This is a genomic window from Amphiplicatus metriothermophilus (assembly GCF_900199215.1).
Taxonomy (GTDB): Bacteria; Pseudomonadota; Alphaproteobacteria; order Caulobacterales; family Parvularculaceae; genus Amphiplicatus; species Amphiplicatus metriothermophilus.
The window spans coordinates 146,028-170,354 of sequence record NZ_FZQA01000005.1 but is presented as its reverse complement, the minus strand read 5'-3'; the positions used below and the strand labels follow the sequence as shown (position 1 = coordinate 170,354).

Annotated in this window: 16 protein-coding genes; 7 read left to right on the top strand and 9 right to left on the bottom strand. The window is 64.0% G+C overall.

Annotation, left to right across the window (positions count from 1 at the left end; translation table 11 throughout):
* Nucleotides 1–39 precede the first annotated feature (39 nt).
* Genes CHB64_RS11600 through drmC form a run of 7 tightly spaced genes read left to right on the top strand, consistent with a single transcriptional unit; the run spans nucleotide 40 to nucleotide 15,383 of the window.
* Nucleotides 40–1,137 carry a DNA cytosine methyltransferase gene (locus CHB64_RS11600; protein ID WP_089412780.1) on the top strand — a complete coding sequence of 366 codons (1,098 nt, stop codon included), beginning with the start codon at nucleotides 40–42 and terminating at the stop codon, nucleotides 1,135–1,137.
* Nucleotides 1,109–1,549: a very short patch repair endonuclease gene (locus CHB64_RS15795; protein ID WP_200815352.1), complete on the top strand. Its 441-nt coding sequence runs from the start codon at nucleotides 1,109–1,111 to the stop codon at nucleotides 1,547–1,549. The genes CHB64_RS11600 and CHB64_RS15795 overlap by 29 nt, the downstream gene beginning before the upstream one ends.
* The gene (gene drmD, locus CHB64_RS11590) at nucleotides 1,540–4,659 is read left to right on the top strand and encodes a DISARM system SNF2-like helicase DrmD (protein ID WP_234993353.1); all 3,120 of its coding nucleotides are present in this window, start codon (nucleotides 1,540–1,542) and stop codon (nucleotides 4,657–4,659) included. The genes CHB64_RS15795 and drmD overlap by 10 nt, the downstream gene beginning before the upstream one ends.
* Nucleotides 4,656–8,792, top strand: a complete 4,137-nt coding sequence (locus CHB64_RS11585) for an Eco57I restriction-modification methylase domain-containing protein (RefSeq protein ID WP_183234047.1) — start codon at nucleotides 4,656–4,658, stop codon at nucleotides 8,790–8,792. The genes drmD and CHB64_RS11585 overlap by 4 nt, the downstream gene beginning before the upstream one ends.
* A gap of 2 nt (nucleotides 8,793–8,794) precedes the next feature.
* Nucleotides 8,795–12,784 (top strand): DISARM system helicase DrmA, encoded by a 3,990-nt coding sequence (gene drmA / locus CHB64_RS11580; RefSeq protein WP_089412779.1) that lies wholly within the window; start codon nucleotides 8,795–8,797, stop codon nucleotides 12,782–12,784.
* Nucleotides 12,781–14,622, top strand: a complete 1,842-nt coding sequence (drmB, locus tag CHB64_RS11575; protein ID WP_089412778.1) for a DUF1998 domain-containing protein — start codon at nucleotides 12,781–12,783, stop codon at nucleotides 14,620–14,622. The genes drmA and drmB overlap by 4 nt, the downstream gene beginning before the upstream one ends.
* Nucleotides 14,622–15,383, top strand: coding sequence for a DISARM system phospholipase D-like protein DrmC (gene drmC / locus CHB64_RS11570; protein WP_089412777.1), 762 nt, complete (start codon nucleotides 14,622–14,624; stop codon nucleotides 15,381–15,383). Before drmB ends, drmC begins: the two co-directional genes overlap by 1 nt.
* 2 nt (nucleotides 15,384–15,385) lie before the next feature.
* On the opposite strand, the gene CHB64_RS15405 is transcribed toward drmC, so the two are convergent.
* From CHB64_RS15405 to CHB64_RS11525, 9 genes are all read right to left on the bottom strand, one after another.
* On the bottom strand, nucleotides 15,386–15,541 hold the full coding sequence (locus CHB64_RS15405) for a hypothetical protein (RefSeq protein ID WP_200815351.1): 156 nt from the start codon (nucleotides 15,539–15,541) through the stop codon (nucleotides 15,386–15,388).
* A gap of 7 nt (nucleotides 15,542–15,548) precedes the next feature.
* A complete protein-coding gene (locus CHB64_RS11560; RefSeq protein ID WP_089412775.1) occupies nucleotides 15,549–15,806 on the bottom strand; it encodes a hypothetical protein in 258 nt (85 codons plus the stop codon).
* Nucleotides 15,803–16,477 carry a YcbK family protein gene (locus tag CHB64_RS11555; RefSeq protein ID WP_089412774.1) on the bottom strand — a complete coding sequence of 225 codons (675 nt, stop codon included), beginning with the start codon at nucleotides 16,475–16,477 and terminating at the stop codon, nucleotides 15,803–15,805. The genes CHB64_RS11560 and CHB64_RS11555 overlap by 4 nt, the downstream gene beginning before the upstream one ends.
* A 74-nt stretch (nucleotides 16,478–16,551) precedes the next feature.
* On the bottom strand, nucleotides 16,552–16,842 hold the full coding sequence (locus CHB64_RS11550; RefSeq protein WP_089412773.1) for a DUF6127 family protein: 291 nt from the start codon (nucleotides 16,840–16,842) through the stop codon (nucleotides 16,552–16,554).
* 18 nt (nucleotides 16,843–16,860) lie between these two features.
* On the bottom strand, nucleotides 16,861–18,141 hold the full coding sequence (locus CHB64_RS11545) for a hypothetical protein (RefSeq protein ID WP_089412772.1): 1,281 nt from the start codon (nucleotides 18,139–18,141) through the stop codon (nucleotides 16,861–16,863).
* Nucleotides 18,141–21,644, bottom strand: coding sequence for a phage tail protein (locus tag CHB64_RS11540; RefSeq protein WP_089412771.1), 3,504 nt, complete (start codon nucleotides 21,642–21,644; stop codon nucleotides 18,141–18,143). The genes CHB64_RS11545 and CHB64_RS11540 overlap by 1 nt, the downstream gene beginning before the upstream one ends.
* Nucleotides 21,645–21,650: 6 nt before the next feature.
* Nucleotides 21,651–22,115, bottom strand: a complete 465-nt coding sequence (locus CHB64_RS11535) for a C40 family peptidase (RefSeq protein WP_089412770.1) — start codon at nucleotides 22,113–22,115, stop codon at nucleotides 21,651–21,653.
* Nucleotides 22,105–23,715 (bottom strand): baseplate hub domain-containing protein, encoded by a 1,611-nt coding sequence (locus CHB64_RS11530; protein WP_089412769.1) that lies wholly within the window; start codon nucleotides 23,713–23,715, stop codon nucleotides 22,105–22,107. Before CHB64_RS11530 ends, CHB64_RS11535 begins: the two co-directional genes overlap by 11 nt.
* Nucleotides 23,712–24,314 carry a DUF2460 domain-containing protein gene (locus CHB64_RS11525; protein ID WP_089412768.1) on the bottom strand — a complete coding sequence of 201 codons (603 nt, stop codon included), beginning with the start codon at nucleotides 24,312–24,314 and terminating at the stop codon, nucleotides 23,712–23,714. Before CHB64_RS11525 ends, CHB64_RS11530 begins: the two co-directional genes overlap by 4 nt.
* Nucleotides 24,315–24,327: the final 13 nt, after the last annotated feature.

Genomic DNA, 24,327 nt, shown 5'->3' with positions numbered 1-24,327 from the left:
ATTCACAGAAGGGGGCAAATGCGGGGGGAGAGAAAGCTGATGGCTGATGTCGCGTGCGTCGACTTGTTCTGTGGAGCCGGCGGGCTTACGCATGGCCTGATCTCGGAGGGCGTTCGGGTCGTCGCGGGCATTGACGTCGATGAAGCCTGCCGCCACCCATTTGAAGCCAATAACGCAGCGCGCTTCATCAAGGAGGACGTGGGTCGCCTTGCTCCCAAGCGCCTCAACGAGTTGTTCGGCGACGCCGAAATCCGGGTGCTGGCCGGGTGCGCCCCCTGCCAGCCATTTTCCACCTACGCCCAGCGCTACGATGTCGTTGGAAGCCCTCGATGGGGTCTTCTCTATCAGTTCGGGCGGCTGATCAAAGCTACGCGTCCCGACCTGGTCACTATGGAGAATGTGCCTTCGGTGGCCAAACACACTGTGTTCGATGACTTCGTCGAGACTCTCCAGAAATCGGGGTACCACGTCCACCAAGCGATAGTCGATTGCTCCCTTTACGGATTGCCGCAGAACCGGCGGCGCATGGTGCTATTGGCCTCTAGACTCGGGCCAATTGAGCTGTTCGCCCCGACACACAGTCGCCCGAAGACCGTGCGCGAGGCGATCGGCATCCTCGCGCCGATCGCTCAGGGAGAAGCCCATCCCAAGGATGTGCTGCATGCCGCATCAAAGCTCTCAGACCTAAATCTTCAAAGAATTCGCGCCTCTCGACCGGGTGGAACATGGCGAGACTGGCCAAAACATCTCATTGCCGACTGCCACCGGCGTGAGACGGGGCGTACCTATCCGGGCGTCTATGGCCGGATGGTATGGGATGAACCCGCTCCGACCTTGACCACCCAGTTCTACGGATTCGGGAACGGTCGGTTTGGACACCCCGAGCAGGACCGAGCCATCTCTCTGCGAGAAGGCGCAATTCTTCAAGGCTTCCCCAAGTCCTATTCCTTCATACCCGACGGGGCCCCCGTTCATTTCAAGGCCTTGGGTCGGATGATTGGAAACGCCGTTCCGGTCACTCTGGGCGAGGTGATTGGCCGGAGCATCGCTGCCCATCTGGGGATCGAGGTCCAGAAGGCGAAGAGAAAGAAGAAGGGAGCCGTGGCGGATGACGCGCGTAAGTCCCTCGTCGCATGACGCCAGTCGTCGCATGGCTCGCGTGCGACAGAAGGGCACGCGTGCGGAGATCGACCTCCGCAGGGCTCTGCATGCCAAGGGGCTGCGTTATCGCCTCCACGTTCCGCTCCTGACTAAGCCCAGGCGCGTCGCCGATATCGTTTTCCCCAGCGCGAGATTGGCCGTGTTCGTCGACGGATGCTTTTGGCACGGCTGCCCCGAGCACGCATCCTGGCCGAAGAGCAACGCCGATTTCTGGCGGGAGAAGATCGAAACCAATCGATCCAGGGATGCCGATACCGATCGGCGGCTGACTGCTCTCGGTTGGGAGACGGTTCGGATCTGGGAACACGAAGACGCCACCCAAGCCGCGAACCGTATCGCCGGACTCGTCGACGCGCGCAGAAAGAACAGGGCCCATCTATGTCGATGATCGCAGATGAATTAGTGGCCGAGGTCGCCCACGCCACTGCTCCTGAGCCGGGCCAGCTAGTCGAGGCTCGCCGCCGCCAATGGATCGTCTCCGAGGTCGAAGGCGGTTCGGTTGCCCCTGGACTTCCTAAGCGGCATCTCGTTCGGCTGGCCTCGATCGATGAGGATGCGCTGGGTGAAGAGATCGAAGTACTCTGGGAGCTGGAGCCCGGAGCGCATGTGATCGAGCGAGCCGGACTACCGCGCATGACCGGGCTGGATGACCCCTCCACGCTTCAAGCCTTCTTGGATGCGGTGGTTTGGGGGGCTGCGACGAACGCGGATCGCGGCTATCTGCAGGCGCCATTCCGCAGCGGTGTCAGCATCGAGGACTATCAGCTGGATCCGCTCGTGCGCGCGATCGACATGGCGCGCACAAATCTTCTGATCGCCGACGACGTCGGCCTCGGGAAAACCATTGAGGCAGGGCTCGTCGTTCAAGAGATGCTCCTGCGTCACCGCGCCCGCACGGTCCTGGTGCTCTGCCCTGCCTCGTTGCAGGAAAAGTGGCGCGTCGAGATGCAGGAGAAGTTCGGACTCGAGTTCCGGATCGTCGATACGGACTACGTCAAGCGTCTGCGCCGTGAGCGAGGTCTCCACGCCAATCCGTGGACGTCTTTTCCTCGTCTCATCACGTCGATGGACTGGGCCAAGCAGGGTGAAGGCTTGCGTCTTCTGCGTGACGCATTGCCCCCGCACGTCAGCCATCCCAGGAAGTTCGACCTGCTGATCATCGACGAGGCTCACAACGTCGCGCCGACCGTCGGCCGCTACGCTGTCGAAAGCCTCAGGACCCGTCTGGTTCGTCTGGCCGCGCCACACTTCCAGCACAAACTGTTTCTCACAGCCACGCCGCACGACGGTTACACCGAGTCCTTCACCGCGCTCCTTGAACTTCTCGATGATCAGCGGTTTGCGAGAAACGTCCTCCCCAGCGACCCTCAGCTCGCCCGAGTGATGGTCCGTCGGCTGAAGAGCGATCTGGTCGATGCGAACGGCGAGCGCATTTACCCCGAACGGCGGCTCGAGGCGCTGCCGGTGGAGTATGGCGAGGACGAGAGGGACGCCAGGCGGGAGCTGGAGGCATACATCAAGAGCCGCGAAGGCGGTGCTGATGGAGGGCGAGCCGTCGATCACTTCGTGCACCAGTTGCTGCGCAAGCGCCTGTCATCGTCACCTGCAGCCTTCGCAGCGACACTGGAGCGGCATATCGCGACGATCGAAGGTCGGGCGGCTAGCGATCGCAGCCAGAAGAAATTCGATGACCGCATCCTTCGGCGGGCGATAGCGAAGACCGAGGAAGACTACGCAGACGACGCACAGCGGGATGCCGCCGAGGCTGAAGCGATCGAGGAAGCGGGCAAGCATGTCCGGCCACCGACCGACGAAGAACGCCGGATGCTAGACCGATTGCGATCCTGGGCCCAACAGGCGGCTCGTCGGGCCGATGCCAAGGCCACTGCCGTGCTGGGTTGGCTGGCCAGTCACCTGAAGGACGGTGACAGGTGGACGAACGAGCGGGTGATCCTGTTCACCGAGTATCGCGCCACTCAGCAATGGATGCAGGAGATCCTCGCATCTCACGGCTTCGGGGGCGAGCGATTGGCTCTCATCTATGGCGGCATGGACCCGAAAGAACGCGAGGGCGTGAAAGCCGCGTTCCAGGCCAACCCCTCGGAATCCCCGGTGAGGATACTGCTGGCGACCGATGCCGCCTCCGAGGGCATCGATCTCCAGAACCACTGCCACCTGATGATCCACCTCGAAATTCCGTACAACCCGAATGTGATGGAGCAGCGGAACGGCCGCATCGACCGCCATGGGCAACGCGCCAGCGAGGTCGTCATCTGGCACCCGGTGGATGCCGAGGGTGGCCACGGCGACGATATCCTGCGCGCGCTTCGCAAACTGGATGCGATGCGCGCCGACATGGGGAGCGTGAACCCGGTCATCGCGCCTCAACTGCCAGACCTCCTCGAGGGGCGCCGCCGCGATCTCGACACGAGACAAGCCGAAGCCCGGATGGAGAAATCTCGCCGCTTCGTGAAGGCGGAGCGCGACCTTCGCGAACGTGTGGCCAAACTCCATGAGCGGCTGAACGAGACCCGGCACGAACAGAGCCTCGTGCCCGACCACATCGAGCGGGCGGTACGCACGGCGTTGCGCCTTGCGGACAAACCCGACTTGGAGCCCGTTTCTCTGGCCGGTGCACCAGACGGCACGGTTTTTCGAATGCCGCCGCTCTCGGGTTCCTGGTCCCGATGCCTTGAGGGTCTAGAACACCCCTACACGCAGAAGGTCCGCCCGATCACCTTCGACCACGGGGTCGCCAAGGGCCGTGACGACGTCGTCCTCGTCCACCTGAACCACCGGCTTGTCCAGATGAGTCTGCGGCTCCTGCGCGCGGAGATCTGGGCCCGTGACGACGTAAAGAAGCTTCACCGCGTGACCGTCCGGTCGCTTCCGGATGGGCGGATCGAGGGACCGGCCGTGGTGGTGATGTCGCGGCTCGTCGTGACCGGCGGGAACCATCATCGTCTGCACGAGGAGCTCACGGAGGCTGGCGGCTATCTGCGCGATGCCGGTTTCCGGCGGGAGGAACGGGTCACGGAGGTCCGACGATGGCTGGAGGAGTCGCACCCCGCGGCCCTGCCGGATGCGACGTTTGAGGCCTTGAGGACGCGCTTCGACAAACAGCGTGATTCCGTTCTGGCAGCCGTCGAGGCACGCTCGAAAGACCGGCTACGCTTCCTCGTGAACACGATCGAGACCCGGAAGCGCAAGGAGGCCGAGGACATCCGCCAAGTACTGGACGATCTCGAACGAGCGCTGAAGACCGAGATCGCGGCGGAACAGCAACCCGTGCAGCTCTCTCTTTTCTCCGAGGACGAACGCACTCAGCTCAAGCGTGACCGAGCGGCCCTCGAAGCACGCCTGGCCCGGATCCCGAAGGAGCGCGAGCAAGAGCTACGCGCGATCGAGGAACGGCACTCCAATGCCGTCGAGCATACCTTCCCCGTGGCCGTGGTGCTGCTGGTTCCGAACTCCCTCGCGACGGAGAAGCGCGGATGAGCAACGATCACGAGTGGCTGAACCTCATCGAAGTCTCTGGGCCCTTTCTGGCGGTGCCCGTGCTGCGGGAGGTCTTCCCGCAAGGCCTTGAAGCTCTGCCTTCCGGGCGGCCTCAGCGGCTTCGTAGGACCTATGAGGAATGGCGCGATGCCGTCGACATGGACGACCTCGACCTTCCAGCGCTGCACGCGGCCTGGATCGACGACGTGCTGGTCACCGCGCTGGAAATGGATGAGACGGTGCTGCGCAAGGGCGCGACACTGCCTGAGCAGCTCACTGTCTCGATGCCCGAACACGGGGTCACGGTCGCGCCCGATCTGGCCGTCGTGAATCCGACGAACTCCGACGACCCGCTTCTGCTCATCCACGTCTATCAGCCGGACACCGATCTGGACGCGACGCGCCGTTTCGATGGCCTCGCGATCACCCCGGCCGACCGGATGGTCGCTCTGCTCCGGGCGACGGGATGCTCCACTGGCATCGTCACCAATGGTGAGCGCTGGATGCTCGTCCACGCGCCCCTCGGCGCCGTGGCAGGCTTCGCGAGCTGGTATGCGCGGCTCTGGGGCCAGGAACCCGAAACGCTGCGCGCCTTCGTCAGCCTTCTGGGCATCCGCCGCTTCTTCGGACCCGAAGAAGCAAAGCTGCCGGCGCTCTATGAGCGGTCCTTGAAGCACCAGGACGACGTGACGGAGGCGCTCGGAGAACAGGTCCGGCGCGCCGTCGAAGTGCTCGTTCAGGCCCTCGACCGCGCCGATCAGGATCGTAATCGCGAACTCCTGCGCGACGTCGATCCGCGAGAGCTCTACGAGGCCGGTCTGACGGTCATGATGCGGCTCGTCTTCCTGTTGGCGGCCGAGGAACGCGCCCTGCTGCTGCTCGGCGATCCCCGTTACGACTCCTTCTACGCCATCTCCAGCCTGCGAATGCAGCTGCGCGCGGATTCCGAGGAGATCCTCGAGCGTCGCCGCTCTGCCTGGTCGCGGTTGCTCGCCCTGTTTCGCGGCGTCTACGGCGGGATCGATCATCCGACGCTGCGCCTTCCAGCGCTCGGTGGTTCGCTGTTCGACCCGGATCGATATCCGTTCCTCGAAGGGCGAAAGAAGGGCACGAGCTGGCGGAGCGATCCAGCCGAACCGCTGCCGATCGACGACCGCACCGTTCTTCTTCTGCTGGAAGCGATCCAGACCTTCGAAGGCCGCACGCTGTCCTATCGCGCACTCGACGTGGAGCAGATCGGCCACGTCTACGAGGGTCTCCTCGAACGCACGGTGAAGCGCGTCGACGACGTGACGCTCGAACTCGATAGCGGCGCGAGGGCCAAGAGCCCGCGTGTGACCCTCGGCGAGATGGAGTCGGCCCGCCTTGATGGCACGGCAAGGGTCGCCGAGCTGCTGAAGGAGCGCAGCGAGCGTTCGGAGTCCGCGATCCGCAACGCCCTCGAGCGGGCGGCCGACGATCGTCTCGCCGCGCGCCTCCTCACAGTTTGCCGCGGCGACATCGGTCTGCGCGATCGCATCTTGCCCTACGCAGCCCTTCTGCGGACGGATCCGTGGGGCTATCCGCTCGTCCACCACAAGGGCGCCTTCGTCGTCGTGCTCGGCACAGACAGGCGCGAGAGCGGTACGCACTACACGCCCAAGAGCTTGACGGAGAAGATCGTCGAGGAAACGCTGACGCCGGTTGCCTATCGTGGGCCGGCCGAGGGCAAGGCGCCCGAGGACTGGGGACTGAAGAGCGCCGAGGAACTGCTGGATCTGAAGATCTGCGACCCCGCCATGGGATCCGGAGCATTCCTCGTTCAGGCGTGCCGTTGGCTCTCCGATCGGCTGGTCGAGGCCTGGTCGGCCACCGAAGCGGCCGGAAAGAAGATCGATAGCGAAGGTCGCATCCTTGGGGAGGGCAATGGCGAAGGCTTCGAGACTTTGTCGCAGGATGCTGAAGAGCGTGCCATCCTGGCGCGGCGTCTCATCGCCGAGAGATGCCTCTATGGAGTGGACCGGAACCCGCTCGCTGTCGAGTTGGCGAAGCTCTCGCTCTGGCTGACGACGATGTCCAAGGGGCGGCCCTTCGGCTTTCTCGACCACAATCTGCGTAGCGGCGACAGCCTTCTGGGCATCCACGATCTTGATCAGTTGGTCGAGCTCGACATGAACCCGAAAGGGAAGGCTCAGCTGCGATTGTTTGGTCGAACCATCCGGTCAGCGGTCAACGAGGCTCTTGAACTGCGCGCGCGTCTGCGGGAGATCCCCATTCGCGACATACGTGATATTGAGGCGATGACGGCGCTCGATGCGCGGTCGCGTGGGGAGCTGGAGCTGCCCACACGGATCGCCAGCGGGTTCCTCGGGGTTCTCCTTGCTGAAGAGAATTCGGGAGAGCGGGCTGCTCGGATTGAGACGTTGGCCGCATTCGCTGACGCCGCCGCGAGCGGCGATGTATCAGCCAAAGGTCGGCTCCTTCGGGATGCATTAGATGACTTGGCTAAAGATGCTCCTGACGGAGCGCCGCGACGGCCCTTTCACTGGCCGCTGGAATTCCCGGAAGTATTTCTCCGCGACAATGGAGGTTTCGATGCCTTCATCGGCAACCCTCCCTTTGTCGGAGGGAGGCGAATACGGAGTACAGCTGGCGCCTCTTACAATGACTACCTTGTCGAAGTGCACTCTGGGAGCGGGAGAAACGCAGACCTCGTTGTGCACTTCTTCCGTCGTGCCTGGAGCATGCTTCGGCTACAGGGTGGCAGTGGTTTCCTGGCGACGAATTCTATTGCTGAGGGCGATAGCCGGCAAAGCGGGCTGGAATGGTTGGTACGCGACGGAGCGGTCATTTATGCGGCATACCCAAGCGAGGCGTGGCCAGGGAAGGCTGCTGTGGTGACAAGCCGCGTCCATGTGCATCGAGGCACATGGACGGGAGATCGTGTGCTATCTGGGGAAACCGTCACTGAGATTTCTCCCTTCCTGACCTCTGGTGAGCAATGGAGCCAAGTGCCACTCAAGAGAAATCAAGAACTTGCTTTTCTTGGAACCCTAACTGTCGGTATGGGGTTCGTTCTCACGGAGGAAGAAGCTGCGCGAATGATGGCAGAAGACCCCTCTAATCAGGACGTTCTGTTTCCATATCTCAACGGCCAGGACTTGAACTCTAGTCCCACCCAGAGTCCGTCCCGATACGTGATTAACTTTTGGGACTGGCCAGAGGAACGAGCCCGAGAATACGAACTCCCGTTCGAATGGATTCAAGAAAGGGTCAAGCCTGAACGACAAAGACGAAAGGCAAATGGAGATTACGCGCTGCGCCGTCCTCTCCCGCAAAGATGGTGGCAGCATGGTGACAAGCGACCGGCCCTCTATCATGCCATCGGCCGTGGACACCACTTCGAAAATCATCCGCCCGGTTGGCACGCAGACCAGGAGGCTTTGAGGCGTGTGATTATCGTGACGAGGGTCAGCAAGACCCTCGCCTTTACTTTTGTGTGTTCAGACTGGATCTACTCGGATGCAACGGTCGTATTTGCGAGCGATCAAGGGTCTACACTTGCGATTCTTCAAAGCAGTATCCACGCCGTCTTCGCATGGCAACACGCCTCAAGATTGAAGAATGATTTGCGATACTCGCCTACGGATGCGCTGGAGCCGTTCGCCTTTCCGACGTCCTCTCTGTCGAATTCCCTGGAAGCGCTAGGCAACGAACTTGATCAGGCTCGTCGCGAGGTCATGACTGCCCATGGTATTGGCCTCACGAAGCTGTATGGCCGGGTTCACTTAGAAGCCGACAGATCCAAGGAGATCAACCGGCTCCGTGAGATACAGCGAGAGATCGACCACGCACTTGCGGCCGCTTATGGATGGGGCGACCTGGATCTCGGTCATGGTTTCCATGAGGTGCCCTACCTTCCAGAGAATGACCGAACTCGATTCACGATCTCAGAGCCTGCCCGTCTAGAAGTTCTACGTCGCTTAGCCGAGCTGAATCGTCAGCGTTACCAGGAAGAGGTCGATCAGGGTCTACATGGCGGGACGGCTGGCTCAGGTAAAGCGCGCGCGCGCAGATCGCGCGCTGCTTCTGGGTCCGAATTGACACTCGACCTCGAAGACATTCTTCCGACGACCTTTGAGGGGAGCGATTGACCATGGCCGATCTGACCGCGACTACCGAGCAATCCGTCAGCGCCTGGATCGTCAAGCGGCCGTCTAGCTCACCACGCTATTCCGTGCGTATCGCCGTCGGGTCGACCACCCACGGCGCAATTGAAGAGGGTCACTGGGTCGTCGTTTTGGACGACGACGGCAACGTCGCTGAGGTGGGTCGTATCCTTCGCATTCGCTCGGACCTCGACGGCGCCACGATCCATTTTGACCATTGGCACGCCGTGGATCCATCCGTGCCGCTCGCGGCCCTCGGCCTAACCGCGCCGACTGGACCAGCCGCGCGGCTACCATGGGACGAATTCCTCCGCATCCTGCCGCCGCTCGGTGTTCCTGACCCCGCCGCAGTGCCTCGGATCGACGATGTCGTCTACACCCGCGATCTCCTGGAACTCGCGGTGCGTGACGATCTGCTCGGCCCCGCCGGTGGCCCCCATGAGCTGATCAAGGACATGAGCGTCCGCGATCGCTACCTCGTCGGCAAGCTGGCGCCGCGCCGGCCGGATGACGACCATGCGGCCGGGGTCGAACCAGCTTCCGCAGCCGAGGAGGCTGGCGACCTCGAGGACGAACGGACGGCGCCACTCCACGAGCCCGGCGCCGAGTTCGCCAGTGCATCGGGCCGAGTGGAGCCCGAAGACGACGCGCTCGACGAGATCGACACGACGAACAACCAGTCGCTGGTTCCCTCCAGCATGGGCCTTACCTTCTGCGTGGCGCCCGATGTCGGGAAGCTGGCCGTCGATGCACGGTGGGGACGCTACGAGCGGGTCCCGAACGATGAACACGACATCGTCAAGACGCGAAAGAATCGCCAGACCGGTCACCAGGAGGAGGTGAAGGTCAGGGTCTGGCAGCGCATCCCGTGTGGTGGCGTCGTCACGGTTCCGCTCGTCGACGGGCCGATCAAGCCGTCCACTCCAGACCCCGATCAACCGGACGTCCGCCTGCAGGGGACGGTTCGGACGAACAACAAAGGGGAGCGCCTGGTCACTTTGTTCCTCGTCAACGGGCAGTTGGAACCCGAAGACAACAAGGACCGCGCCTGGCTGTTCCAGCCGGAGATCACCGTAGAGGCCCCCGAAGATCACGGGGACAGGTCGGTTTTTCTGCGTCGCCCCTCCAACGAAGTGGTCGTCGACGACCCGGAACGCGACCGTCTCGCGCTCATCTATCGCAACAGGCTGGAGTTCGCGGTCGGACACGGGGTGTCCGTTCACGCCGATACGACGCCCAAGGACCCTACGAAGGCCCATCGCGTCAGAACCGAGATCATCCCGCGCTACGAAGTCGCCGTCACCGAAACGCCCGGCCTCGATCCCAGGGACCGCCCTGCCATGCGGCGCATGGTCGACGAGGGCTGGCTCGACATGACGCGGCTGGCGGAGATGGCGCCAGACGCGCTGCGCGACGCTCTCTCGTGCCTCGTCGACGATTACGCCGTTTGGATCGGCGAACAGAAAACCCGGCTGGGGTCGGAGATCGCCGGCTTCGATGATCCGGGCAAGGACGTCATTCAGCGCTGCGAGGAGATCCTGCGCCGCCTCCGAGAGGGCATGGACACTCTCTTCGCCGACCCGAAAGCGATGGAGGCGTTCCGCTTTGCCAACCGGTCCATGGCGATGCAGCGTGTCCGAAGCATCTACGCTCTGAAGCGCAGACGGAACGAAGCCGTCGACGTGACCACTTTGGACGTGCCGAAGAACAGATCGTGGCGCCCGTTCCAGCTTGCGTTCCTGCTCCTGTCGATCCCGTCGCTCGCCGATCCGACACACCCGGACCGGACGAAGCCGGTCGAGGCGTTCGCCGATCTCCTCTGGTTCCCGACGGGTGGTGGCAAGACCGAGGCCTATCTCGGTGTGGCGGCCTTCGCCATGGCCATGCGCCGACTGAAGAATGATCTCGGCGGCCTCGACGCATCACGCGGTCTCGCCGTCATCATGCGCTACACGCTGCGACTGCTTACTCTTCAGCAGTTCCAGAGGGCGACGACGCTGCTCTGCGCGATGGAGGTCATCCGTCGTGCAGACGACAAGACCTGGGGCAAGGAACCTTTCACGCTCGGTCTCTGGGTCGGCAATCGCGTGACACCGGGCACGACCGAAGCGTCTCACCAGGCTGTCGAGGCCATTCGAAACAACGATCGCAACAAGGCAGGCATTGCATCGCCTGCACAGCTGACCAGCTGCCCTTGGTGCGGTTCGGAGATCTCCGGTGGCCGCGACATCGAGGTCGACAGGATCGCCGGCCGAACGCTGATCCACTGCGGCGACAAGCTGGGCGGCTGCGATTTCTCGAAGGCGAAATCCACTGGGCAGCCTCACCCGGGGCTTCCCGTGAAAGTCGTCGATGAGGAAATCTATCACCGCCCGCCGACGATGATGATCGCAACCGTCGACAAGTTCGCGATGATGGCGTGGCGTCCCGAGGTTCGGAACCTTTTCGGCCGCGTCGAGCAGGAATGCGGACGCCATGGTTTGCTCTGGCCGAGTCACGACTGCGGCACGGGGCACCGAGCGAGGGGGGCATATCCGGCCGCCAGTGTGAAGCCGGTTCGCGCAATTCGACCACCAGACTTGATCATCCAGGACGAGTTCCACCTCATCAGCGGTCCGTTGGGCACCATGGTGGGTCTTTACGAAACGGCCGTCGACGAGCTGAGCAGCTGGGGTCTGGGCGACGAAAAGGTTCGTCCCAAGGTCGTGGCTTCCACCGCGACCGTGCGGCGAGCCGACGACCAGGTGCGCAACGTTTTCATGCGCCGCATTTCCGTGTTTCCGCCTTCCGGCCTGGACGTCGAAGACAATTTCTTCTCGGTCCAGAGACCCATCCGCGAGAAACCCGGCCGACGGTACATGGGAATCTGCGCTCCCGGCAGCTCTCGTCCTGCAGTGCTGATCAGGACCTATACGGCGTTCCTCACCGCCGCCCAGGCACTGTTCGATCGGTTCGGCCCGGTGGCCGACCCCTATATGACCCTCGTCGGCTACTTCAACTCGCTGCGAGAACTCGGAGGGATGAAGCGTCTGGCCGAAGACGACGTCCAAACGCGTTCCTTCCGTGTCGATATGAGCCTGGTGGACCGACCGGGGCTCGCGCAGCGGCGGGTCGAGGAAATCAGCGAACTGACATCGCGGGTCTCCAGTCAGGACATCCCGAGATACCTCGATCAGCTCGAGGTTCCTTTCGATGGCACCTTCGACCCGGCACTAGGCAAATGGGTGACCAACAGGAAGCCAGGGGAGGCCCGGCCGATCGATGCCGTTCTCGCGACGAACATGCTGTCGGTCGGTGTCGACGTGAATCGTCTCGGAGTGATGGTCGTAAACGGCCAACCCAAGGGAACGGCCGAGTACATCCAGGCGACCAGCCGTGTGGGCCGAACGCCGCCAGGACTGGTGGCCACTGTGCTGACCTGGGCGCGGCCTCGGGACTTGTCGCATTACGAGACCTTCGAGCATTACCACGCGACCTTCTATCAGCACGTCGAAGCTCAATCCGTCACTCCGTTCTCGCCACGGGCGTTGGACCGAGGGCTCACCGGCGCGATGCTCTCCATCATGCGTCACTCCTACGATCCCTTCGCGGCAAATGACGGCGCTGGCGCTATGAACAGTCCGAGCCGCAAAGAGATGTTGGATACGATAGGCGCCATCGCCGCTCGCACCTGGGAAGTCACGGAAGACTCGGGGAAGAAGACCCAGACCGAAGCCGAGATGAAGAGCCGCGCTGACGATTGGGCCAATGAAGCGGGCGTAGGGGGCCGCACGCTCGTCTACCAGAAGCACGGCGCAGGACCTACCGCCTATCCGCTGCTTTCGGCGCCGGGCATCAAGCCTTGGACCGACTGGACGGTCCCGATGTCCATGCGCGAAGTCGAGCCTGGTGTCAGGCTCGTGATGGAGGACGACCGTTCGACGAGTGATCCGACTTGGAGACCACGGGTGACGCAGCCCCAGGAGGATCAGCAATGAGCAGGACACCCGTAGGAGAAATTCGACCGAGCCAGTTGCTTTGGACCTACGGCCCGGGCGCCTTGATCGACCTCCCGAACATGTCGGTGGTCACGATGGGGATCGACCGCTGGGAAAAAGGCAGGTGTCAGCCGATACAAGAGGCACGGTTGCTCGCCAACGTCCGGGGCGTGCTCGGACCTCAAGTCGAATCATTGCGAATGCCGCCCGTGGGCGAGAGGGAAATCGCAGACCCATTTTCGGCCGCCGCGCTGATCGGCGTGCCCGTTAAGCCCTTCCCGCGGTGGCTGCGCTGCGTCAAATGCGGTCTTCTATCACCCTATGACGCCGGCTTGTTCAAGCTGAAGGAAAACAGATATCGCCCCGAGCTGACGCGTTTCGTCCATGAGGGCTGTCGTGGATCGAATAATGATCAAAGGGCCAGGGATGCCGATGCCGTCCCGGCACGCTTTCTCATGGCGTGTCGGGCTGGCCACCTGGACGACTTTGCCTGGCACTGGTTCGTTCACGGTGGGCCTAGCACCTGTCGTGCGACGCTGAGGTTCTTCGAGAGCGGCGCATCACTTCAAACCGAGAACCTGTGGGTCAAATGCGATGGCTGCGGCGCGTCAAAGAACATGGCGCAGGCCTTTGGTCAGGCAGGTCGAGACAACCTTCCAGCCTGCCGAGGTCGACATCCGCACGTGGATCGCTTCGAGGACGATTGCAGCGAGGAACCTCGCGCAATTCTCCTCGGCGCAACCAATAGCTGGTTCCCGGTCACACTCTCGGTTCTCGCCATTCCACAAGTGGGAAGCCCTCTGGCGCAACTGGTCGCGGATGGCTGGACATTCTTTGAAGATGTCACTTCGGCAGCGGAAGTGGCGTTCGTCGTCAAGACCTTGAAGAAGACGGCTCAGCTGCCTGGCATCGAGCAGTTCACTGACGAGCAGATTTGGTCCGCAATCGAAACCCATCGCAATGGCGGATCGGGCGTCGAACAGAGCGACCTCAAAGGGCCGGAATGGGATGTGCTTACGGCCGAAAACCCGCCCACCGACTATCCGCATTTCATGAGCAAAAAGGTCGGTATTCCCTCGGGCTTCGGTTCGTCAATCATACGTGTTCTGCTGCTGGAACGGCTTCGTGAGGTAAATGCCCTCCTCGGATTCACACGAGTCGAGTCTCCTGACGAAGGCACGGGAGATGATGCGGCCCCACGGGCCCCGCTCGCACGCGCAGCACCGAACTGGGTGCCGGCCACTCAGGTTCACGGTGAAGGCATTTTCATTCGCTTCGATGCAGATGCATTGAAGGCTTGGGCGGATAAAGATCCCGTGAAGGCTCTCGACTCGCGGCTACGACAAGGCCACCGCGGATGGCGTCACAAGAGGAACCTGGACCCCAACCAAGGTTACCCGGGCGTCCGTTATGTCATGCTACACACTCTTGCGCACATGCTGATCCGGGAACTGGCCCTGGAGTGCGGCTACAACGCCGCGAGTATTCGTGAGCGTATATATGCAGACGTCGAGGACGGCAGGGATCAAGCCGGATTTCTCATCTACACGGCTGCAGCAGATTCCGATGGAACTCTGGGCGGGCTCGTGGAACTCGGGAAGCCAGAAAATCTCGGCCGACTTCTGCGCCAAGCGCTGGATCGCGCCCACATATGTGCCTCCGATCCACTCTGCGCAGAACACGATCCGAGCAAGGACCAGTCACTTCACGGGGCAGCATGTCACGCCTGTTCATTCGTCTCGGAAACATCCTGTGAGCGGGGAAACCGCCATCTCGATCGTTCCCTCGTGGTACCCACCCTCGAAAATCCCGATGCAGCATTCTTCGAGACCGTCTGATGGAAGCGATACTGATCGCGGCCACAGACCTCGTGGCCATGTTATCTCCGTCGAGGGTCGAAGCACTCGCCGCTCGTGTCCGCGGCTCGATTCCGGTCGAGCGAGACGGAAGCCTGCACCAACTCGTGAGCACGCCGGCTGCTCGCGCAGCGCTTGATCGCTTGATCACCGCCTGGAAACAGACGGAAATATCAGGCGACGTGCTGGCCGGGATCTTGGTCGGCGCAGCCTTCGCCCGCCAACAGGCGCAGCGCGAGAACAGTCTTGAGCTCGTTTGGACGGGCCCGACGACACCATTCGTCGCCACCCGCCGAACGGAGCAGGTGCTCTTGGATCTCATCGGTCACGCACAAAGTGACCTCTTTCTCGTCAGCTTCGTTGCATACGACGTCTCCTCGGTGGTCGATGCATTGAATGCTGCAAGCAGTCGCGGCATAGACATCCGAATTCTGTTGGAGACCTCCACGAGCCATGGCGGGAGCCTGTCCGTCGATCCTATTGCTACGATGCGGCGCTGTGTTCCCTCGGCAGCGCTGTATGTCTGGACCGACCGGCCGGCACCGTTCGCCGAAGGACGGGTTCACGCGAAAGTGGCTGTTGCCGACGGCAATTCAGCGTTCTTGACCAGCGCTAACCTGACTGGGCACGCGTTGGAGAAGAATATGGAGGCCGGCGTTGTGATCAGCGGTGGACACGTCCCCGCAGGACTGCGTGCCCATCTTCATGCTCTAATCGAGACGAAGGTCATTCGGAAAATCTAGAATCACACTCGGCAACTGCGCGCCTGGTCCCGCATAACGCTATAGTTGGCCAGCATTTCGGCAATAGCCGACCCCTCCGGCAGCAGATCGAGCTCGTCGACGGCGCGCGCCTGGAACTCGCGGCTATACTCAACAACCGGCGGGCAGACGGTGGCCATGTGAGGTTCAGAAGTGGCCGTTGCGCAGGCGGTCAGCGAGATCGCTGCGATCACGAGGACGGCGAGCTGCCGCATTGAGCATCTGGCGTTGGACGTCATTGACCTTCTCCGAGGTTTCGAGGCGTTCGGCGAGGCGTCCCGCTCGCTCGCCGGAGCGCCGGAGTGAGAGCAGGAACAGGAACACCGCGAGTGCGATGGCGCCGTAGCGTAGGGCCGCCCGCATCCACGGGGCGGCGGCGATCCCGGTGAACAGAGCAGCGATCATCGACGCCCCCGCTTCCAATCGTCGATGCGGGCGTAGATCGTCACGGCAACGCCCGCGAGCGCCACGGCGATGAACACCCAGCGCAAGGTGTCGAGATAGGGGACGAGCGGCAGGATCGCGATCTGTGTCTCCGTCAGAACGCTCTGCGCCACCTCGACACCCGCTGTGCCCAGCGTGGCCACGCCAGCTGCGCCGCTGCCCTTCATCGTGCGGCTGTCTGCCAGGACCTCCCGCACGGGCGCCGTTTCCGCGGCGAACGCCGTCGCCCGCACCGGGAAACGCTCGCCCCATTGCCGAGCCGGGCCGAGATCGATGTGCATGAAGCCCGAGCGCGGATAGTAGCCGAAGCCGAGGAAGCCGACGGCTCGGGCGGCGGCCTCGAAAGCCACCGGATCGTGGTTCGCCATGGCGATGTCAAAGGCCGTGCCGTCCATGTGCTTCGAGCGTGGCGCGCCGCCGACGGCACGGTTGTGCGCCGGACTGCGGTAGGCCGAACGGACGATAAGCGGCTTGCCAAGTCGGTCGCGCAGCGCCTGGAGCTTGTCGAGCGCTTCCTCGTTTATCCGCAGGGAGCCGCTGCCCCGGCAGGCGATCTCGGCGGGGGAGAAATTCTTCCAGCGCCATGAGCGCTCGGGCACGTCGCGCCAGTGTTTGTAAGTCATGGTCGTCATCGCAGGTCTCCAGGCACAAAAAAGCCCGCTCCTCGGCGAGGGCGGGCGGTGGTTTGACAAGTCGGGCGGACGGATTAAGGCGTCGGCCCGAAGAGCTTCAGCTTTATGGCGATGCCAGCCATCAGGGCGAGCAGGACGCCGGTGGTGATCAGCCGCACGGCGGTCTGGACGGCCGTCTGTTTCGCGAGGCGGAAACCCGCGAGCAACGAGCGAAGATCGCGGATGTCCTCGGCGGCATCCTGGCCATCGAGGCCGACCTCATGCAGGGCGCGCCGCGCACCCGTCTCGGCCGCGCGCTCCAGCAGGGCTTCAAACTCAGCGGCTGGCAGCGCGATCAGCTCACCGCTGTCTGGTTCCTTGTCCATGACGCAATCCGGGAGTGATCAGAGGACCAGCGTGCCGGCCAGCGTGAACCCGATCCCTGCGAGCGTGGCGTCGGGCGTCGATGGCGCGACTACGCTGAGCACCTGGCCGGGCTCCAGCACGGTTTCGCTGGCGGCGATGAAGGTGGCGCTCGTGGCGGCGGCGGCGAAGCGCATGGTGGCGCTGCTCACGCCATCGACCCGGATGTCGAAATCCGCACTCGCGGTTGCCGCAGCCTCGGCGCTGGCATGGCTTCCGGCAAGATCGATCTTCAGCCGGGTGCGTCGCGCCACCGGCACCCGCGCGATCACCTCGTCCGCTGCCGGCTGCCCGGCCTTGTAGCCGCTGATGTCGGCCGGGGGATCGGCCGCATCCGTGGTCTCGACGACCTCGATTGCCAGCCACGTGCGCTCGAGGCCGCGCAGCTCCCCGGCCGTGCCGACATAGACGGCCAGCTCGAACCAGTCGCCCGCCGATACCGGCAGGACGGCGCTCGACAGGTTGCGCATCTGGTTGGAGTAGCCGCTGTCGCCGCGCACGATGAAGGACCCGCCGCCCAGCACGCTGTTGCCGTTCTTCCGCACCTCGACCAGCTGACTGGTCGGCGAGGTCTGCCACTCGATGTTGCCGACGATCCGGACCTTCGTCACCCCGGCGGGAATGGTCAGGCGGGAGGGCTGGCCGGCATCCCAGAATGCGTCGCTATCATAATCGGCGCTTTGCCATGGCACGGCGACGTAGACGCCGGTGGTCGCGACGCTGAAATTGGTCGAGCGTCGCAGCAGCGCACCCCGGAAGGGCAGCAGAGCGCGGTTGAAGATGCCGACGCCTGTGGCACCCCACGCGGCTCCATCGAACTGGAGGACGTCGCCATTGGCGGCGCCAGCGATGGAGACGTCGGTGAGATCCCCCAGCGCGCCAGCGCCACCGCCGACCCCGTAGAGATCGCCGCCATTGCCCTGAACCAGCACCGTCGCACCCGGAACGATGATGACCTCCGCGCCGGAGCCCGCATATTTGGCGCGAACGTCCTGGCCGCCATTGGTGGCGTTTCGGATCGCGAGCCGCCGGTGATTGGCGGGCAGCGTCAGGATCCGGGAGGCCGTCAGCGTGCCGGTGAGGATGATCAGACCGTTACGGTTGGCTTGGGTGCCAGTCAGCGTCAGGTTGGCGTCGGCCATCGCCACCGACAGTGCCTGATTCATGGCGTTGTCGAGGGCATCGACTGCGTCGTTGATCGTGACCTCTTTCTGGTTCTGGGCGGCCGCGACATGGGTCACGGCCAGATTGGGGCTGGGCATCAGTTGATCTCCAATGTGACGGTGCGCGGGAAGCCGCGGCCCGCGACGGCGCTGATCTGGAAGACGGTGACGGTCAGGGACGATGGGACCACACCGAAGTCGGCGAGAATGTCGGCATTGGCGTAGACGACGTTTGGGCTGGTCGCGGTGAGCGTCCGCTTCACCGCGCCGCCCGGGCCGGAAAGGATGTCGATCTCGTAGGCCTCGGAGGTCTCGCCGAGCGGCACGAGGCCGGTGCCGTCCTTCAACTCGCCCCCGATCCGGGTCCGCCGAACCCAGGAGAGACTGATGGTGGCCGGATTGCCGGTCAGAGTTGCCTGCACGTTCCAGGGTGCGTAGGGCTTGAGGTCTCGGCCGGTATGGCTGGCGACCAACGTTTCCGCATCCTCGAAGATCGTGCCGAACCCAACAGCCCTCCAGGACCGGGGGAGCTCGAGATCGCCGAGCGAGGTGACCATCGTCTCGACATTGTCGGGGTCGAGGAGGACAAACAACTCACCGGCCTCGTGCCCATCCACGAAGACATCGGTGCCACGTCGACCACGCAAAAGCCCGGACAGGGTGTATGAGCCGTCCGGGTTCAGCGCCACGTCGCGGAACTGAATGATCTCGGGCTCGCCGTTGGCCTTGAGGACGAGGGCCGCGTTGGCGCCGCTGAGCATCGAGTCCTGTGTGACGCTCTCAAGCCGTTCACCGCCGGTGGTCATGAACACCGTGAGGCTGTTCGTCTCATCGGTCGCGAACGGGGATGTCGGCGTGCCGAGGGCATTCGCCGTGGCGCCCCAGGCCGTCTCGCTCAGGGATCGACCGACCTGCGCCCACGCCGTGCCGTCGACGCTGCGGTAGAGAGAGGCACCGGGCCAGCCCGGGCCTCCAAAGCCGCCCATGAGGTAGTAGATCCGCGACCCCGACCCGCCGGTGTCATCGGTATCGCGCAGCAGCGGAAGGTCCGGCAGGATCAGCCGCGTCGCGGCCTGACTGCCGACGAGCTGTACCGGTTTGCCGGAGCCGCCATCGGCAGCCACGTTGGAGACGTAGGTGGCGGCAGCTTCAGAGACTCCCTTCACCGCGAGCGAGAAATCGGCCCCGACATCGAGACGGGTGATGCGGGTCCGGAAGGTCGAGCCCGACTCGAAGACCACGTCCACGACATCGGTCGGATCGAGGCGCAGCCAGTCGGCCGGTAGTTCTGCTTCGTACGCGCTGCGTTCGATCCAGGCGCTGTAGAGCGTCTTGGCGGCGATCTGCTTGGCTGTCGTCGCGTCCAGCGCAAGGGCTAGCTCTACGCTGGACTGGTTGCGCGAATGCATGGTCGGCAGCGGCAGGGATGTGCGCTTTTCGCTCTGCGTGCCCTGCTGGTAGTCGGCGCCGCGATCCATGTAGACGACGCTGACGCGTTCCGGCAGCTCGACCTCTTGCGTGCGACGCTCACGCCAGCTTTCGCCGGTCCGCTCATCCAGCGGCAGCAGAAGATCCGCGTCGATGGTCGCGGCGGGCGGTCGTCCCCGCGTCCGGAACCGCAGGGCATCGTCGCTTTCCGCAGCGTCGAAGAAATAGGCCTGCGCCAGCGGCTCGATCGCGCCTCGCACGGTGGTCTGCCGCCCGATGACATAGCCGGGAACCGTCGCCCCGAGATCGGCGACGTCTATGTCGGACAGACCAAGGCCGGCACGGGCGCAAAGGTCGGAGACGATGCCGGAGAGCGTCTCTCCACCACCGCCGCCGCGATTGAGGAAGAGCTTCACCCAGCCTTGGCTGCCGCGGACCAGATGCGTGTCGGTGACGGCATCGTAAACCTGAGCACCGCCTTCGCTGACCGCACCCGGCCAGATCTCATCGAGAACAAGAGCGCCTGTGGCGGTGTCCAGCTGGATGACGCGCGTGCCCCGCATCAGCGTCCAACGCTGCCCGCGCAGGCGGCACTGACCGTAGTAGGGTCCCTCGTAGTTGATCTGGATAGGTACAGCGGTCTTCCATACGATGCCGGCGTCTGCGCGCCACTTGATCGTGTAGATCGTCCCGGCCGAGCCCCCGTTCGAGATGCGCGCCTGAAAGATAACGCTGTCGTCGGTCGTGTCGTAGGTGAGCCCGCCCGCGCTACCGTAGAAGCCGGTGGCGCCGCTCTCGACATCCGAGGCTGCGAAGGTGGCAACCTTCTCGAAGGTGACGCCGAGGGATTGGCCGGTGAGGCCGTCGTACCCTGCCAGCGCGGAGACCCGCAGGCGATAGAGGCCGAGGCTTCCATGGTTCGTGCTCGTCCCGCTGCCGAGGATCCAGCCATCCCCGAAGCCTTCGCCAACCGCACCACCAACGACGCCCCGAATGCGAGGCTCGGTGACGCTCTGCCCGGCGCCCCAGACATAGCCCATGGTGTCGGCGCGGATGAGTCCGACGTCGTCGAAGAGCGATCCGGTGAGAACGAAGTCGACGCGGCCAGAGGGGCCGTAGGCGGAGACCATCCCCATCCACGTCGTGGCGACGAACCGCAGGGTCGAATTGGTCAGGCCGTTGCTGGTGGAGCCGAAGCGACCGACCTCCTTGAGAGCGTTCGGTTCGATGCGCAGGATCGGGCGTGAGTTGCTCGATCCGGTCACGACATAGAGGTGACCATCCTCGCCGCAGAACAGCGTGCTCGGGAAGTTGTTCGGCGCGACGCCCGTGATGTCCGTCATCCGCGCCTGGCGGTCTTCTTTCATGGTCCGCAGGCTGAAGCGGCGGATCCCGGCCTCAGCGGCGTTGACGTCGCTGTCCAGGAAGTAGCCGTATCCGCGCCGCCAATCGACGGCCAGGTCGTCGATCTGGTAGGTCCCGAAATAACCGCCTTCGCCCGTCGTGATAAAATCGAGCAGCTGGTAGGGCTGCTGAGCCGCCCGCTGGTAGGTGATCTCGGCCGTGATGTTCGGGATGCGGTTGCCAAAGTCCGCAAGCGCCAGGTCTTCGAAGACGATGGTGGCAAGACCCCGATGGGCGGGCGCACGGCCCGCGCCGACGTGCGTTTCGATCAGCGGATCGGCCAGCTGATCCTCTGTCCCCGAATGGAAACGGAACTTGAGATCGGGTTTGGCGACGTCGGGGCTCGCGCCGGTCTTGTCGTAGATGAGTTTTCCGTCCGCCCAGATCCGAAGCACGTCCTCGGCCGGCCCCTCGCCGAAGCTGAGCGCGAAGGACGCGAAGTAGGAATACGTGACCGAGGTCTGGGTGGCGCCGCCGCCGCCCTTGCCGCCCGACCGGGTCCTGGTGACGTTCTGCTGCTCGCGGATACCGGAGGACCAGATCATGTTGCCGGCCATGCGCAAGGTGCCGTAGCCGATGGCGATCGATGCGCCATAGGCGGACGAGGAAACGGTCAGGTCTCCGAGGCGGGGACCCTCGGTGGTGACGTTCTGCCCCTTGGCGGGAAACAAGAGGCTGCCGACCACCGAGCCGACGAGCCAGCCGGCTTGCCAGCCGAGGCCGACTGCGGAGCCGAGCGCGGCTCCGCCCACTGCGACGAGAATGGCCATGGGAGGTCAGGATCCGGGAGAGCGAAAGCGAAATGCGAACTTGATCTTGGCCGGCCATTCGCCGGCATAGGGTTCCTCGATCACCTGCCTGCGCGTGGCGTGCGCGTGCAGGAAATGCGGCCGTCCGAGCCGCTCCGTCAGAAAGCCGCAATGGCAGGGATAAGCCTGATCGGCGAAGACCAGGACGTCGCCGGGCCGCGCTTGCGTGACGGCGATGCCGTCCATATGGCCGCGAAAGTGTTCGACGAAGCCCTGTCCCTGCGCGCGCCGCCCATATGCCGTGCTGTCGTGGTCGGCGAGTTCGAGCGCCCGCGCCACCAGCACCACGAGTCCCGCGCAATCGACGCCGGCGCGGCTACGCCCCTGGTGCCGCCAGGGGACACCCAACCAAGTCCGCGCCTCGGCGACGATCGCATCGGCCAGATCCGCGCTCGCGCTGGCGGTTGCTGATGGTGGGCGGTCAGCGTGCATCGGGATAGCTCATCATGGCGTCCTGGCCCGGCACGTAGGGTTCGCCTCGAAAGTTCAGGACGTTGGCGAAGCGGTCGATGCAGGTGTCGAGCCGCTTGTCGCAACCGGGGTGAACGCGGAAGGCGTCGCCGGGCTCCATCGCGTATCCCAACGGCAGGAACAGCTCGATCCGCCCGCTGCCTTGGGTCCAGCCCTTGACCTCGATGGAGCGACCGGCATTGGCGCCGGTCTCCCAGGTCAGCACACCGCCAGCAAACCAGCCATCGGTGGCGCGCGGTTCATCGAGCGTGGCATTGAAGACGGCCCGGTCGGTGACTGCCGTCACGATGCCCGACCGGCTCCAAGCTTCCTCGGCCTCGAAAACCGCGCCACCGTCGGCGGTTTGCGCGCCGACGGTGGTGTCGAAACTCGGCTGCTGAGCTGCGGTCGTTCCGGCGGTCACGCACCGATAGACGCGGTTCTCGAAATCTGCGGAAGTCGGTATCGATGCCGTCGTGTCCGTGATCGTGGCCACGACGGCGTCGAAGGCCGCGTTCGACTGGCTACCGGCAGCGAGCTGGTGCAGGAGCCGGAAGCGGAGAAACCTGGTTCCCACCGGCAGCTGCGCCTGCGAAACGCCTCGCTGAACCCAGCTGTCTTCGGGCAGGATCACCTCGAAGCCCGTGTCGATCAGCGTTGAGAGCAGGTTCGACGAGCCGTCCAGAGCTTCGATGACGACCCGCCCCAGATCGTCCGGGAACGAATTCGCCCGGCTCACCGATGCGTCCAGCCGGTAGGCGTCTCCGTCGATCTGCAGTGGATCCAGCCCCGAAGCAACGAGGTCGATTGATTGGGCCAACTCCCCCGATGCCGAGCTTCCGCCCTCCAAGTAGAAGCTGCCAACCGCAGGCGATAGACCGCCGTTGCCAGCGTCATGCACGTCCCAGTCGCCCGACACCTTCGTCCATCCGGTGGGCGTGAAGCTGGAGCCGTCGCCGAGGCCGTCCGCATCGAAGCTGCTGTTGACGATCGGCAGCGCGAAACTGACCGGCGTGCCGGTCGTGCGCACGCGCACCACGTCACCGACGAGGTACGCCGTCGACCGGGCGATTTCTGGCGGATTGACCGGCACCTTGCAGCGGTGATCTCCGAGATCGGCCCGGCATTCGGGGCTATAGAGCTCGCCGATGCGTTGCTGCAGGGCTTGCGTCATGCCGCGCAGCTCGGTCCGGAAAATGCCCTGCTCGGTCAGCACGACCTCGCCGAACCAGCCGCGGCGCATCCGAAGAGCACCCATGGCGGGGTCCGCCCAGTTGACCAGGAAGATCCGCACCTCGGCCTGATCGAACAGACCCGCGCGCAGCTCCTCCTCGGTGATCGACGCGCTGTCGAAGACGCCCTCGACGTCGAGATTGTCGACGCTCAGGCCCGCATCGTTGGCGATGGCCGTGCGCGAATAGCCGGAACTCGCCTTGTAGACGTTGCCCTCGAACGACAGATCCCGGTCGTGATCCGTGAAGAAGAACTCCTTGCCGTCGATGCGCGAGATGCGCCAGCAGGTGGCGAGCGTCGTCACCGGTCCAGCGAGGTGCGCCGCGAGGGCTGCCGAAGTCGATTTCATGGTCTGATCTCCAGCACCGGGATCTGGCCCCAACTGCCGAGCTGATAGGTTTCGATCGTGAGGTCCATCTGATCGCTGTCGAAGCGGACGGGCACGTCGAACTCGAAGTCCGCCATCACCTGCACGCCGGATGCGGGGGCAACAGTGAAGGTCACGAGCCCGGCCGCCGTGTTGACGCTCCAGCCAGAGACCGCCTCGACGCCGTCGCGGTAGATCTTCACCGTTCCGGGAACGGGCTTGGTGATGACCCGTGTCTCGACCTCGCCGCCGCTCGCGTAAGTCTTCACGAGCTGGAACGTCTTGGTCACGCCGTCGCCTTGCCCGATCAGCTGGGCCAGCGCCTGATAGTCGGTCCAGTCCTTGAAGCGGAAACCGTAGGCACGCCCGCGTCGCGCGCGAAAGAAGGCGATGAGTGCGGCCACCTGATCGCGTTTCTTCAGGCCGTGCGCCACGTTCCATTTGCCCCGCGCGGCTGCCCAGTTGGCGTTGCGCCGCTCGTGTCCCGAAACCGTCGTCACCACCGTGGTCGAGTAGCCGGGACCGCCGGACGCCCCGTAGGAGATGTCCGGCGGGAACTGAACTTCGTGAAAACCGCTCATCTGTCGATCCGTC